The sequence below is a fragment of the Pseudomonas sp. HMSC057H01 genome, from assembly GCF_001836405.1.
GTDB lineage: Bacteria > Pseudomonadota > Gammaproteobacteria > Pseudomonadales > Pseudomonadaceae > Pseudomonas > Pseudomonas aeruginosa.
Genome location: NZ_KV828438.1, coordinates 72,562 through 86,642, shown reverse-complemented (window position 1 = coordinate 86,642; position 14,081 = coordinate 72,562). Strand labels below are relative to the sequence as shown.

Genomic DNA, 14,081 nt, shown 5'->3' with positions numbered 1-14,081 from the left:
GGCACCACTTCACCAGGATCCGGCCTCGGCGCCGCCGACAAGCTGGGTGATTCCACTGGAATCACCCCACCAGGGACCGACCCCAGCGCCGGCGGCGAGCTGGGTGATTCGGCCCGAACCACTTCACCAGGGATCGACCTCGGCGCCGCCGGCAAGCTGGGTGTTGCGGCCCGCAACACTCTGCCAGGTCCTGGCCTCGGCGCCGAGGGCTATCAACTTCTCCCTCCCAATAGGAACCGAAAAGATGTGCGACTCAATCGTGTATGCCCCTATGGACGAACTCGAATTCGAGCGGCTGCTAGGGCTGGCAACCCTATTCAACGACAACGATGAATGGCCTATCGACTTTACGGAGCTGCAGGAACTGAGCGAGCTGCTCGGCAAGCTCAAAAGTTGCGTCGACGTAGCGATAGACAACGCCCCTGAGGGGGCCAAGAGCTGAAGGAAGCCAACCTCCATGAGCCGCAAGCGGGATGATGATGAACCCGCACTGCCAGCGGAAATACCCCAGCTGCGAACTATGTATTTCCTACTGCGCGCTCCTACCCCGATCAGCACGATGTGGCCGTACCCTTCCCTATAAAGGAACACTGCACCATGGCTGAAACCCATCGGCTTCAGATCGGCTCTCTCCGCAGCGATGTCGCCCTGACGCTTCACACCTATCACGCCGCCCGCATCTGGACCGGCCGGCAGAAGTCGGATGCCAAGCACAGCATCCTCGGCCTCTCCGGCTTCTGCGCATACGTGAATCGCATGCACCGCGGGGCAGCACAGGACGATCCGTACTCCGACTGGTGGCTGGTTCAGATCGAAGAGAAAGTCGAGAGCTGCCAAGCCGCGCTCAAGGCCATCGACCAGCGCCTGGATGACGTCATGGCCAAGCTGCCAGCGACCCTCGATATCTCCGAGAACTTGTCCGTCACACCGGTCAAGGTCCCGTTGTTCATCTCCAACCCTCTCGGCTTCAAGGCGGTCTATCTCTTGACCAACTATGACGAGCTCGCTCGCCGAATCCTGCTGGCCCAGCACGTCGGGCTGGTCGGTCGCCGCGACATGGAGGTCTGGCTCGACGAAGGCGCGTCGGTGCTGCGCAGCCTTTTTGGTCTGGCCCAGAGCTACCAGTTCTCGGGCGCCACTCGCGACGACTTCGCCGCGAACAACGCTCGCGCCGAAGCCGCGCGGAAGATGTACGAGAAGTTCGGCGAGATCCCGCAGGACATCCTGGAAGGCTCCCGACGCTCGAACTTCGCTCCGCCGATCACCCGGGGCCGCTCTGACGGTGATGCCGATGATGACGCTGACCGTGTCGAGCTCGAGGACTGATCGGAATGCGGCAGCTCGATAAGGACCAGCAAGGCGCTCTGCAACAAAGTGCCTTCCGCCCACTGCAACAAACTGCCTTCCAGGCGCTGCAACACAGTGCCTCACTAAAAGGCCTTTTAAAGCCTTTTAAAGGTAATAGGGAGCTGGCCCAGTTGGCGGAGCAGTGCGAAGCCTTGGAGCAGGGATTGCTTGAACTTGCCCAGGGACTGCTGGCCCAGGTTCGTCGCCCGCCCTTCACTCTTCTGCCCACCCGACTCATCGAGCAGCGCACATCCGCCCGCACAACCTTTCTTCGCTGGCAGCACATTGCAACGCGGCGGATGGGCGTCGGGGTGTGGGCGGAAATGCTGCGCCAGGACAAGACCCCGGAATACCTGCTGCAAGACCTCTACGAGATGGAGCTGCAGCGCATCACCCTCAACATGCAGATCAGCCTGATCCACTCCATCGGCAAGCAAGCCGCCGAGTGTGCGGAAAAGATGGGCCAGGCCGAGGCCGAGCTCATGGGCCGACTGCAGCAGAGTCAGACCCGCCCCGGTTCCGTGGGCATGTAGCTGTACCGCTCTACACCTTCGAAGCGATCACCAACGGAGAAACAGCATGAGTAACGTCAGCAACCCAAGCGGTAAGGCCGTATCCCACTCGACCACCCAGCCCTCCACCGAGGTCAGCGTCGAGATCACCGGCGGCAAGCCCACCACGACCAGTCTCGACGTCGCCAAGCATTTTCGGAAGCAGCACAAGGATGTACTCAAGAGCATTGCGAACCTGGAATGCTCACCTGAGTTTACACAGCGCAATTTTGCGCCGTGTACCCGCCCTGGCTCCAACAACAAACCGGAGCCGTACTTCCGCATGACCCGAGACGGCTTCACCTTCCTCTGCATGGGATTCACCGGCAAGGAAGCCGCCCGGTGGAAGGAGGCCTACATCAACGCCTTCAACAAGATGGAACAGGCGCTCATCGAGCAACCCGAGATCCTCAGTCACAACCACCTGCTCCAGTTCGCCATCAAGACGCTCGACCTGATGCGCGACCACACCCTCGGCGAGCCGGCTCGCCCCAGGACAGAACAGGTCGTATGCAACTACCTGGCCGTCGAGTCCTTGGACGCGGCCACTCCCGAGCAGATCAAGCAGGCCCTGAACTTCCTCCAGGGCCAGATCATCGGTGAAGGTGTGGCCGCCAAGTCCTTGCCCAGCGTGGCCGGCTCCTCCATCGCCAAGGACCTGCTCTACGGCTTGCTGCGCTCCGCTCATGACGCGGAGCTGCTGTTCAATTCCCTCTACGACAGTGGCGTCGAAAAGCTGGCCAGCGAAGTGTTCAAGGAGCACATGGCCAACACCTTGGCTGCAACGTCTCGGCAAACCCGTGAACTGCTCGGGTACGTGGCCAGCCGCGCCACTCGCTCCCCCTTCAAACCACGCTCCACCCACTAACCCCCTACTCAACTGACTGGAGATTCATCATGGCTACCCCCGTCTTCTGGGAAGGCAACATCGGCTCGGCGCCGGAGCACCGCAGCTTCCCGAACGGCAACAATCCCCCGCGGCAGTTGCTGCGTCTCAACGTGATGTTCGACAACTCGATTCCCGATGGCCAGGGTGGCTACAAGGATCGCGGCGGCTTCTGGTGCAGTGTTGAGTGGTGGCATCAGGATGCCCAGCGTTTCGCCGAACTGTTCGCGAAAGGTATGCGCGTCAAGGTCGAAGGCAGGGCGATCATGGACCGCTGGCCCGACAAAGAGTCAGGGGAAGAAGTCCAGGCGCTGAAGGTCGAAGCCTCGCGCATTTCCATCCTTCCGCATCGCCTGGCCGAGGTCACCCTGTTGCCGTCTACCAACGGCCAGTCGACACAACATCAGCAGTCTCGGCAGGTGCCGCCGCAACCTGCTCAGCAGGATGCGCACTCGCAGCAGGACTACGACAGCGCCTTCGACGACGACATCCCCATGTAGCAGGCGGCTTAATTTTTGGCCGCCCATTCGTGAAGCTGCGGGTGGCAAGCACTACTCTTCGCCGCCCGCAGCCTCTTAAAAACACTCGAGCAACTGGATCAACCACAATGATCGGAAATCGACTGAGGGAAGAAAGGCTTCGACTGGAAAGCCGTGTGTCAAAGAAAGCGACCGATACCGACAAGCTGGACAGACGACACTTCAACGATCCCCACCGGACTGTACGGGCTATTGGTGCTGAGGCCGCGCGGAAAGGGCTACGGGTGTTCGACTGCCCCTACAGTCATCCTGCGATGCGGGCGTCCTGGTTGAAAGGGTTTGCCCAGGAGCAGCAACAGCAGCTCGACTTCTGAAAACTGAGGTCCCTTTTCCCCTCGGTTCTTCCCGACGAGATCTGGCAGATGGACCTTTGCCCTACTTATTCGTCTTCCAGGGGTTCCAACTCCCCGTAGAGAGGGATCTCGTCCAAGTACATGTCTTCGGGACGGGCCAACTCATAGGCGCGGAGAATCTTCTGTGCCAGGGCAACTGCTTGATCCTTCGGAACAACTAAACGTACCAAGTCGGGATAGTGGGACTTCTCGGCCCAGATCGTTTGTCCTTTGCCTACTGTGAATTCGTGATCCTTTGTAGCCATGCTGGTTTCCTCGTTACTGAGCAGCCGAAGTGGGCTGCGGTCCAACCAGATACTCCCCGTCACGAAGCCAGGACTGCTCAGCACCGTTGAATGATTTGAATTTCCTTACCCACCTCGCCTGGTTGAGCAGCACCGGGCGCGGCTCGGAGACACCGTTCTCGAAGTACCAAAACAGGCCATCGATCTCGGGCATCATTTCCTAAGTGCTCGAAAGTCGAGAACGCATCAACCTCATGGCAACTTCATTTTGCTGCTGCAGCTTGGCGTGTGTCGTTTCGCTCATTGGCAAACCATCAGGCTGAGCCAGATCCGTCAGGCCACCTAACCGACTGATCTGCGCGTGAATATCTCCGCACTCGATCTCTTCCTCGCCGGCCTGTTCAGACCTGATGAGCCATTCAAGCTGGGCAAGCTCTCGCTCTACAACGGTAAGAAGCGCTTGTTCCCAATTCTTATCCATGGTGCTCCGTATCTTCCTCGGTTACACGATTGGGACGACCCAGTCCTCAACTCTCAAGCCGGGTACGCGGTCGAACTCGCGGCGGTTATTGGTGACCACGATCAGGCCCTGAGAGCGGGCGTGCCCGGCAATCATCTGGTCATAGGGGCCGATTTGCTTGCCGAGGCGGGCCAGTTCAGCGCGGAGCTGGCCGGTGTGGGCGGCAGCTTCCTGGTCGTACTTGAGCACCTCCAGACGAGCAGCGAAGCCTTCCACGTCTGCAAGATTGCGCGAGGGGTTCGAGGACTTCTCTGCGCCGTAGATCAGCTCCATCAGCGTCACGGTGCTGATGCACATCTGATCGTGGTGGCGCAGGAACGCCTCGCGCACCTCTTGCGGGCGGTTTTTGATGGTGAAGATGCAGATGTTGGTGTCGAGCATGAACTTGAGCATCAGAAAGTCTCGCGCTCCTGATCGGCAGGCTGTTCACGCTCTGCCATAAAGTCGGCAGTAACGCCCTCGCCATCGAACCAGCTATCCCAAGACTCGCCGGCAGGCGTGATGATTCTGGCGCGCCCCACAACGACCACATCCACACGCTTAACGTCATCGGGAAGCGCGACTGCCTTGGGCAGTCTTACGGCCTGGCTACGATTGCTCTGAAAAACAGAACCTTGTTCCATGACACACCTCACGGGATATACCAAACGTATATCCCATAGTATCCACCTCTCGGGATATGTCAATGGGATATACAACAATGGCTTTATAACGCGACCTCGAAGGTCCGCCGACAGGAGCAGCAACAGCAGCTCGACTTCTGATGACTTCACCCTTCAGTTCCTCTCGAAAACTGCAACAGCGCACCGTCCATTTCGCATTGTTGGCCCGCTCTCTGACCGCGACAGTTCGACCGACTGTTCCGAGAGACTCCGCCGATGCACCTTGTAATCATTGAAGCCCCGGGCAAGCTGAAAAAGCTGCGGTCCCTTCTCCCCTCCATTCGTCCCGACGTGACCTGGCAGGTCGAAGCGACTGCCGGACATATCAGAGACCTACCCGTTCACGGCCAGGATCCGCAGATGCTCACCGTCGGCGTGGGCCAGGATTTCAAACCGCACTACCAGATCCTCTCGGGCAAGGAAAAAACCGTCGCACGGCTGAAGGATCTGCAGCAGAAAGCTCTGGAGATCTACGTCGCATCCGACCCGGATCGCGAAGGCGAAAGCATTGGCTGGCACATCCTCCAGGCTGCCGGGATCAAGAACTACAAGCGCGTTGCCTTCAAAGAGATCACCAAGTCATGCATCAGCGCCGAACTCAGCTCGCCGCGTCGCCTGGACCTCCCGAAGGTCGCCTCGCAGGAATGCCGTCGCGTCATCGATCGCCTGGTGGGGTATCTGGTCACGCCAGAGTTGCGGCGCGTGATGGGCAGGCCAACCACCGCCGGGCGCGTGCAGTCCGTCGCTGTGTACCTGGTGGTCCTGCGAGAGCGGGAGATCCGCGCCTTCACAGCAATCAAGCACTTCGGGGTGGAACTGACCTTCGTTTCGCCAAGCGACGGCCGTACCTGGACGGCGGAATGGGATCCAGTGCCCGTGTTTGCCAGCAAGGAGTTCCCGTATGTCCAGGATCGTCAACTCGCAGAACTGGTGGGGGCTATACGCAATGTCATCGTCGAGACCTGCATTGATGGCGAAGAAACCGTTACGCCTCCGGCACCGTTCATCTCCTCCTCGCTCCAGATGGCCGCCGGGAATGCGCTGAAGTGGTCACCCGACAAGACGATGAAGGTCGCCCAGCGGCTGTATGAGCAGGGGCTCATCACCTACCACCGGACGGACAACCCCAATATTTCGAAGGACTCGATGCCGGATATCCGTGCTGTCGCCAAGGCCTTGGGCCTGAAGAGCGTTGAGCAACAGCGGATGTTCAAGGCTGATCAGGACGCCCAAGAAGGCCACCCCGCCATCACCCCCACCGATTGGACGGCCGCTACCGCCGGTGAAACTGCTGATGAGCAGGCGCTGTACCAGCTCATTCGAGTCCGCGCGCTTGCCAGCCAGATCGAAGCTGCCGTGTACGCCGTGAGAACCATCACCCTCCTGGGCGTCGGCCCCGACAAGAAGCCACTGCGCTTCACTGCCAAAGGGAAGCTGTTGAGCGTGCCTGGCTGGCGAAAACTGCTGCAGGGGGATGACGCCGAGGAGCAGAAGAACGAAACGCCCTCAAACCCCACCCCGGCGCTGGAGCCAGGCCAGATCCTGCAGGTCTACAGCGGCGAGGTCCTGGAGAAGAAGACCACCCCTCCCAAGCGATTCACCGATGCCAGCCTGGTGGGCGAGATGAAGCGCCGCGGGATTGGTCGGCCATCCTCCTACGCCTCGATCGTGAAGAACATCATCGACAAAGGCCAGGTGCAGATAAAGGGGCGAAGCCTGATCCCCGGCGAGCTGGGCGAGGCCACCATCGCGCTCCTGGAGCACAACTTCAGCTTCCTCAGCCTCGACTTCACCCGCAACCTCGAGGTAGCCCTGGACCGGATTGCCAACAGCGAAGACACCTACATGAACGTGGTCCAGCAGTTCTACCAGCTCCTGCAGTCAGAGCTGCAGACGCTGCGCGCGCACCCCAGCGCACAGGGCGACCCGCGAGCAAGCTCTACCGCCAGCGCTCCCACGGCGCCGGCTAGTGACTTCCTCTGCGGCAAGTGCGGTCTGCCCCTGGTCCACCGCAAGAAAGCCGGCAAGGGCGGCTTCGACTTCTGGGGCTGCAGCGGCTACCGCACCACCGGCTGCAAGGTCAACTATCCCACCAAGAACGGCCGACCTGACTTCGACAACCCGCGTGGGCTATAGGTAGTACTCGAGGTGCCATGGATACTCCGCTAATTGAGCAGGCCACATGTGTCGCCTGTGCCGTCTTTCAGGCAATCACTCTAGCTTCCACCCGTGGCCGCCGCCCGTCAGGTTACTCACCTCGGCAAAATGAAAGCTATCTAATCTCACCGAAACCTGTATGGTGGTCTCTACTGCTTGCCCAGTTTAGCGTCCCGCCTTGATGTTCAGTCTGTTCGATCCTCATCTCCTCGGTTTGTCTTCTCTCTGCATTCAGCTCTAGCCAGGCTTTGTACCTGCGCATTCTCAAATTTTGGAGATATACATCATGGCAACTCGCCAAACTGGTACTGTTAAGTGGTTTAACGAAGTTAAAGGTTTCGGCTTCATCACCCCGGAAAGCGGCGCAGATGTTTTCGTTCACTTCCGACAGATCGAAGCTAGCGGTTACAAGTCCCTTGACGAAGGACAACGTGTAAGCTTCTTCGTTACTGCAGGCGCCAAAGGCCCGCAGGCCGAGCAAGTGCAAGCTCTGTAGGGCTGTTAGCGCGAAACAATAAGCCCCGCAATGCGGGGCTTATTGTTTCTACCTCAGAGCTATGCAGTTATCACTGCTAGTCCACTTACCCGTCACTATCTCCGTCAGCAACCCGGCCTCATAAGGCAGAGAAAAACATCCCATCGGGGCTGAGCATTTTCGGTCGATACACAAGACACCGACCGGCCACAGTGCTACTCGCTTACACAGGAGCAAGCGCGTGGCACCACTCGATAGCACTTCCCCCGCCGGGCCGCTACAGGATCAATCCCTGGCCCGCTACAGCGAGCGGCAGCTCGCCGTTGCCAACACCTGGGCAACGCATTTCTCCCTCGCAGGGACAGCTCGAACCAAGTTCATCCGTCACTACCTGCGCAGCACCTCTACGACCAGGTGCTGGTGCATCACCGTCGCTGCGGATAATGGTGTGCGTTACACCATCATGCGTGCAGGGCCACTGCTCCAGGTATTCGACGGTCAACTAATCGGTGCGTGGGAGTGCAGGCCTGCCCATCGTATCCCGGCAAGCACGCCGTCCCCAGCAGGGGCGTTGAAGCTGCTACAGCGCCTTCAAAAGTTCGACGACGCAGTTGCTGTACTCAGCTCATACACCAGACGAGCGCACGACCTAGCCACACAGATGGCCAGGGACGATCTCGGACTGCAACGTCGCCTCGTGTATCCGAGCCACAGCAACAAGCGCTACTACGCACCAAGGCGCCAGTTCTACTTGAAGCAGATCGGAGCGGTCTTGCGAACCTTCAGGCAGGTCCTGGACCAAGACCTGCTGTTCGCTATCCGCTCGGTTCGGTGCCTCTCGCCCCAGCTCTACAACTGGCTGGCTCAAGGCAACCAGGCGCGCCGGCTGCAGATGCTGAAGGCTCAGCCGGTCTTGACGCCGCTACTGGTGGATTGCGAGGAGGGAGTCTGGCCTCACACGACGACCAACGACAACGGCGAGAGCATCTGCCATTTCCTTCCTTGCCCTTTTTCCCTGCTTGTCAGTGAACGACCGCAGGCCGCCGCCGTGCCATGCGACTTGTACCTCGATATGGGCCGTATTCTTGGGCAGGTCGCGGACGAAGGGATTTCGGTCATCAACTTTTTCGCCTGGCTATTTCAGGCGCCACGGGCCTCGATTCGATTTCTTAGTCACGTCAGTCCCGGCCGTGCGGGAGGAGCTCTCTTCCATCGCAAACGGGAAGGCCGATATTCGGGATGGCATACTCTCCTTATGGCAGCATCGCTAGGTAACCGGCGGCCGATCACTCGCGCTCAATGGACAGCATTCTATGCCGCCTACAATGCGATCCCTTGGCAAGTTCACAACGCCAAGCCCGACTACAACCGTCTCTTCAACGGCTGCCCGTCTGATTGGCAGGATCCGGCATGGCTTGCAATCACTGCACGGCTGAGAGATATCAAGGAGTTCTATACCGCCCTCAACCAGGGGAACTCACAGGTTGTTCGGCAGGCGCGTAGCGTCCTGCAAGCGTATCTGGGTCATTGTACCTACCGACAGGCTGGCAACCTGGTGGACGACTACCACCAGGTCCAGAGGGAACTGCGCGCCACAGTACAGAGCAGCCTGCCCGATCTGGTCGACACCGACGAGTACACCACCTGGGAGGGAATGCTGCCTGTCAGCCTTATCGATTGCCCCAATGGCCTGGAGATCGTCGAGCTCCGCTGCCCTGCCGATCTCTATGCCGAACATATCGCGCTGGCCCATTGCATCGATAGCTACGACCAGGCCGCCTACCGAGGAGACTGCCGACTGCTCTCAGTACGTGAGGCTGGCCGTCCACTGGCCTCTGCCGAATTGGAGCTTAGGCGTGAACATGGCGAGCCTCTAGGTAGGCCCTGGAATCCCCAGCACCTTTCCACGGTGCAATTGCGCGAATTCGATAATGCCCCCGTGCCGGCCGACTCCCCTGCTGGCCAAGCATACCGCTGGTTCATGGAACGGATTCGCTCTGGAGCCATAGCGACGAACCTGAACTGGCCCGACATGACCGTCCACATGACGCGCTTCGCCGATGGTCGCTGGAAGGCGGGCCTCGCCGAAGCCACGGCGAAGTGGCTGCTCACTCGGTTGGAAAACCGATGAGCCGTCCACGCCTGGTCAACCGTACCTCCGCGACTCCTTCGACGCTTCTGCAGCGGGCTATCTTCGACGGCTACGACTTCGGCTTGAAGATCCCCTACATCGCAGGCAGCAACCGCGCGCTGCTGGAACTGTCCGGCTTCTTCATCAGCGCCCGGGAGCATCCGTTGCACCGCTACTGGCGGGTCCCCAAGGGCAAGTTGCTGCCCGAACTGGACTCGCTGTACAACCGACTCGCCGAGCTCGCTGGAGGCCTCCACTCACAGTCCTGGCGGGACTTCAGCGGCATGGTCGAATCTGCACAGGCCTCGCTTGACCGACAGGCCTTCACCTGTGGTTTGCTGCTGCGCATCGCGCCGCTGGCCGAGGGCGGCGTCTTGCTGTCAGGCGAGTTCCATCCCGGTGTGGTGGCGGTGGCTCGGCGGATGCGCGGGGTGTTCCTGCGCCCATCGAGCTCCTGGCGCATCGACGCCACACCTGAGCTGCTCCGCAGCAACCTGATCCTGGAGCTTGGCCTCGCCGAGGAACAATTCGAGATACTGGATACCGTCCAGGAGCTGCTCAGCGACGGTAGCTTCGCGCCGGCGACCGAGCTGCCCAGCATGAGCATCGGCGGTCCACAGCAGGAACCGGCAGCGCCATCCCTGGAGGACGAGTCAGCTTGTGACATCTACCTCGCCGCGGTGCCAGAGATCGAGCGCACCGAGTACAGCTCGGCTGATATCGAGGCGGCGCTTCAGGGCTACTCGCTACTGGCCCACCAGCCTGCCGGCATCGCTCACTTGCTGCAGAGAACCAGCGCCCTGTTGGCCGACGACATGGGATTGGGCAAGACCCGCCAGGCGGTCATCGCCGCTTCGATCCGAGCGGCGGGCAGGCCAATTCTGGTCATCACCCTGGCCACCCTGTTGATCAATTGGCAGCGCGAAATCCAGGAGGTCTATCCCTCGGCCACCGTGGCCATCCAGCAGGACAACCCAGAGGCGCAGTGGATCCTGGTCAACTACGAGCAGTTGAGCCCCTTCGTCGCCAACGCTTCGCGCTTCGCCGTGATGGTCATCGACGAGGCGCAGCGGATGAAGGAACCGACGGCGCAATGCACGCGGCACGGTTTCGACATTGCCGCCCAAGTGCCGAACCGCTACCTGCTTACCGGCACGCCGGTGCTCAACCGTGAAACCGAGCTGCACACCCTGCTTCGCCTCTCAGGCCACCCCATCGGACAACTGCCGCTGAAAGAGTTCTGCGACCGTTTCGCCGGCAACCCGGAGTTCCGCCAGAGTCTGCGGGCGGAGCTGGGTGACTGGATGCTGCGCAGGCGCAAAGATGTGCTGCCCAGCCTCAAGGGCAAGCAGCGGCAGTTGCTGAAGGTGGCCCTCTCCACCGAGGAACGCCAGCAATACGACGTGCTGCGTCTCGAGGACCGACCGGTCTTCGCGCGACTCGGCGCGCTGCGGCGTTACCTGGAAACGGTGAAGGTTCGCGTGGCGATGGACCTGTTGAGCGAGCTCGACGCCGAGGACAAGGTGATCCTGTTCTGCGAGTTCAAGCCGACCGTGGCTGCGCTGAAGGAACTCTGCGAGCAGGCCGGGCACGGCTGCGTCACGCTGGTGGGCAATGACTCGCTCACCAAGCGGCAGAAAGCGATCGATCGCTTCCAGCAGGATCCCGACTGCCGGGTGTTCATCTGCACCACGGCGGCCGCCGGGACGGGCAACAACCTCACTGCGGCGAACTACGTGTTTTTCCTCGGCCTGCCCTGGACTCCCGGTCAGCAGGAACAAGCCGAGGATCGCGCGTACCGCAACGGCCAGCTCCGCATGGTCGTGGTGAAGATCCCCTTAGTCGAGGCCACGATCGACGAGCAGCTGTGGCAACTGCTCAACGCGAAACGCCAGGTTGCCCAGGACCTCATCGAGCCCGAGCAGGTCGACGGAAACCGTGAACTCGTTGCTAAGACATTGATTTCATAGAAGGTTTCCCCACTGTCAGTCATAGCTAGGGCCCTGTATGCCACATGACTCCATAAGGTTATGATATCAAACCCATTGGTGGAGAAATTTCCTATATGTTGGGGGCGACAGGTAAGGAAAAATGGCAGAAACACAGATCGAATGGACCGACTCCACATGGAACCCTGTAGCAGGATGCTCCATAATCAGTTCGGGCTGCAAGAATTGCTATGCTATGGAAATGGCAAGAAGATTAGAGTCGATGGGGGTTGAGAAATACTCTGGCCTAACTCGACTCAAAGGTAAACGTACAGTTTGGAACGGTAAAATCACTGAAGACCATGATGCGCTCTCGATTCCTTATCGCTGGAGAAAACCCAGGAAGATATTTGTTAATTCAATGAGCGACCTCTTTCATGAGAAAGTTAGCGATGACTTTATTCTCAAGGTTTGGAATGTCATGAGAGAAACGCCGCATCATAACTACCAGATTCTGACCAAAAGACCAGAGCGAATGGCCGACATGCTCACCAAATACATTAGAGAGGTACTTCCTAATGTGTGGCTAGGCACCAGCATAGAGGAGCAAGAAACTGCCCAGAGGGTCTTTCACCTAAAGAAGACCCCAGCCCAAATAAGATTCATCTCTTTCGAGCCATTAATCGGAAGTGTTGGCGAGATTGACCTTTCAGGCATCGACTGGGCCATTGTTGGAGGAGAGAGCGGAAGCTTTGCCAGGCCAATAAAAGAAGAGTGGATCGATGAGATCCATGAACAATGCATAGAATATGGAACAGCTTTCTTCTTTAAGCAATGGGGCACTTGGGGGAAAGATAACATCCGACGTTCGAAGAAAGCTAACGGTCGAGAGTACCGAGGCAGGACCTGGGATGAGATGCCGGTAAAACTAGTCAGCATCGCTTAAAGAAAAGTTAGCCTGAGAGATAAGGAAGTTATATGGTAAGAAAAAAATTTGACTGGGAGAATGGCGCAAAGCTTGAAGACCACTCAAGAAGAAAGCATAAAATACTGCGAGAATACTTCTACCAATACATTATTACTCGCTGCCAACTTCCCAAGCAAGAACGTTTTAGGTTAGCCATAATTGATGGCTTCTCAGGCGCAGGTCGCTACATATGTGGGACGGCAGGCTCGCCTATTATTTTCATGGAGGAGCTCAATAAGGCCACGAAATATATCAATATTCAAAGAGCAGAGCAAGGCCTTCCTCTAATTGAAATAGAGTGCTTTCTAATCCTAAACGACTCTGAGCCAATTGCGGTAGAACTCCTAAAAGAAAACATCTACCCACTGCACGCAGAAATAAGAGACACTAACAGACAGCTACATATCAAGACTCATTATATGAGCAATTTTTTTGAGCAGGCATATTCTGAGATCAAAAGTCTTCTTCGTGCAGGCCGTTACAAAAGCACAATTTTCAACCTCGACCAGTGTGGGCACAGCCAGGTTCGGAACGAAACCCTGGCCGATATAATACGCTCAAACAACTCCGCCGAAATATTCTACACTTTTGCAATCGAGACACTTCTTGCCTTTCTTCAAAAAACAAATCCAAAACAACTTGCAACCCAGCTATCACATTTATCAATAAACGAATACGACATTGCTCAGCTTGACACCATCATGGATAAGAAAAGTTGGCTGGGAACTGCTGAGAGAATAGTTTACTCAACTTTTAAAAAATGCGCACAATTTGTAAGCCCCTTCTCCATCAACAACCCAAATGGTTGGAGGTATTGGCTCATCCACTTAGCCAGCTTTTATAGAGCCAGACAAGTCTACAACAACATTCTTCACATTAACAGTGGGTCTCAAGCTCATTACGGTAGGTCCGGACTGAATATGCTTGCGCACGACCCAAGCGAAGAAGGCAAATTATATCTGTTTGACTCATCTGCTAGAGATGATGCAAAAATCCAACTACTCGAAGACATTCCGAAACTTATTTCCTCGTCTGGTGATGCTGTTCGCATTGAGGACTTTTATAGTGGAATTTACAACTCCACCCCCGCCCACAGTGACGACATAAACATTGCTCTAATTGAAAACCCTGACATAGAGATAATAACTGAGAGCGGAGGAACTCGTCGCAAAGCCTCTCAAATAAAAATAGATGACACTGTTCGACTTAAAAACCAAAGAAGTTTCTTCCCAATCTTCTTGAACAATACGAATAAGAAAGACTAGGAGAACAGGCCCCTCCGGGGCCACTCCTCAAGTTCATGCCACTACGCTGCCACGTGGCAAAAACTGCTTTCACGTT

16 protein-coding genes are annotated in these 14,081 nt (G+C 57.7%); 12 read left to right on the top strand and 4 right to left on the bottom strand.

The features are described 5' to 3' along the window. The 6 genes from HMPREF2581_RS33530 to crpP all read left to right on the top strand — a co-directional run. Positions 1-442: hypothetical protein (locus tag HMPREF2581_RS33530; protein ID WP_256565196.1), on the top strand; the 442-nt coding region annotated here is incomplete at its 5' end. Between the two features lie 155 nt (positions 443-597). Then, complete coding sequence (locus HMPREF2581_RS11415) at positions 598-1,326, top strand: PFL_4669 family integrating conjugative element protein (RefSeq protein WP_003105754.1); 729 nt, start codon at positions 598-600, stop codon at positions 1,324-1,326. 5 nt (positions 1,327-1,331) lie between these two features. Further along, positions 1,332-1,880, top strand: a complete 549-nt coding sequence (locus HMPREF2581_RS11410; RefSeq protein ID WP_003105753.1) for a DUF3158 family protein — start codon at positions 1,332-1,334, stop codon at positions 1,878-1,880. A gap of 46 nt (positions 1,881-1,926) precedes the next feature. Then, entirely contained in the window at positions 1,927-2,766 is an 840-nt protein-coding gene (locus HMPREF2581_RS11405) for a Rha family transcriptional regulator (RefSeq protein WP_003105750.1), read from the top strand. 29 nt (positions 2,767-2,795) lie between these two features. Further along, complete coding sequence (locus HMPREF2581_RS11400; RefSeq protein ID WP_003105748.1) at positions 2,796-3,284, top strand: single-stranded DNA-binding protein; 489 nt, start codon at positions 2,796-2,798, stop codon at positions 3,282-3,284. Positions 3,285-3,439: 155 nt separating this feature from the next. Next, on the top strand, positions 3,440-3,637 hold the full coding sequence (crpP, locus tag HMPREF2581_RS11395; RefSeq protein ID WP_003109353.1) for an ICE-associated protein CrpP: 198 nt from the start codon (positions 3,440-3,442) through the stop codon (positions 3,635-3,637). Positions 3,638-3,702: 65 nt separating this feature from the next. Here the strand turns inward: crpP and HMPREF2581_RS11390 are convergent, their stop codons facing one another. The 4 genes from HMPREF2581_RS11390 to vapB all read right to left on the bottom strand — a co-directional run bounded on the left by HMPREF2581_RS11390 (position 3,703) and on the right by vapB (position 5,043). Continuing rightward, a complete protein-coding gene (locus tag HMPREF2581_RS11390; protein WP_003105747.1) occupies positions 3,703-3,921 on the bottom strand; it encodes a hypothetical protein in 219 nt (72 codons plus the stop codon). A 199-nt stretch (positions 3,922-4,120) separates the two neighbouring features. Next, positions 4,121-4,381 carry a hypothetical protein gene (locus tag HMPREF2581_RS11380; RefSeq protein ID WP_003105742.1) on the bottom strand — a complete coding sequence of 87 codons (261 nt, stop codon included), beginning with the start codon at positions 4,379-4,381 and terminating at the stop codon, positions 4,121-4,123. 21 nt (positions 4,382-4,402) lie between these two features. Next, a complete protein-coding gene (gene vapC, locus HMPREF2581_RS11375; RefSeq protein WP_003105740.1) occupies positions 4,403-4,813 on the bottom strand; it encodes a type II toxin-antitoxin system tRNA(fMet)-specific endonuclease VapC in 411 nt (136 codons plus the stop codon). Further along, positions 4,813-5,043, bottom strand: a complete 231-nt coding sequence (gene vapB, locus HMPREF2581_RS11370) for a type II toxin-antitoxin system VapB family antitoxin (RefSeq protein WP_003158175.1) — start codon at positions 5,041-5,043, stop codon at positions 4,813-4,815. Before vapB ends, vapC begins: the two co-directional genes overlap by 1 nt. Before the next feature lie 255 nt (positions 5,044-5,298). Here vapB and topA point away from each other — a divergent pair, with 255 nt between their 5' ends. The 6 genes from topA (at position 5,299) to HMPREF2581_RS31905 (ending at position 14,005) form a co-directional block, all read left to right on the top strand. Continuing rightward, positions 5,299-7,218: a type I DNA topoisomerase gene (topA, locus tag HMPREF2581_RS11365; RefSeq protein ID WP_004352838.1), complete on the top strand. Its 1,920-nt coding sequence runs from the start codon at positions 5,299-5,301 to the stop codon at positions 7,216-7,218. A gap of 307 nt (positions 7,219-7,525) precedes the next feature. Further along, positions 7,526-7,735: a cold-shock protein gene (locus HMPREF2581_RS11360; RefSeq protein ID WP_003105733.1), complete on the top strand. Its 210-nt coding sequence runs from the start codon at positions 7,526-7,528 to the stop codon at positions 7,733-7,735. 220 nt (positions 7,736-7,955) lie between these two features. After that, entirely contained in the window at positions 7,956-9,845 is a 1,890-nt protein-coding gene (locus tag HMPREF2581_RS11355; RefSeq protein ID WP_003105732.1) for a hypothetical protein, read from the top strand. After that, positions 9,842-11,815 (top strand): DEAD/DEAH box helicase, encoded by a 1,974-nt coding sequence (locus HMPREF2581_RS11350; RefSeq protein WP_003105731.1) that lies wholly within the window; start codon positions 9,842-9,844, stop codon positions 11,813-11,815. Before HMPREF2581_RS11355 ends, HMPREF2581_RS11350 begins: the two co-directional genes overlap by 4 nt. A 121-nt stretch (positions 11,816-11,936) precedes the next feature. Then, positions 11,937-12,719: a DUF5131 family protein gene (locus tag HMPREF2581_RS11345; protein ID WP_015060166.1), complete on the top strand. Its 783-nt coding sequence runs from the start codon at positions 11,937-11,939 to the stop codon at positions 12,717-12,719. Between the two features lie 32 nt (positions 12,720-12,751). Next, the gene (locus tag HMPREF2581_RS31905; protein ID WP_004352835.1) at positions 12,752-14,005 is read left to right on the top strand and encodes a three-Cys-motif partner protein TcmP; all 1,254 of its coding nucleotides are present in this window, start codon (positions 12,752-12,754) and stop codon (positions 14,003-14,005) included. Positions 14,006-14,081: the final 76 nt, after the last annotated feature.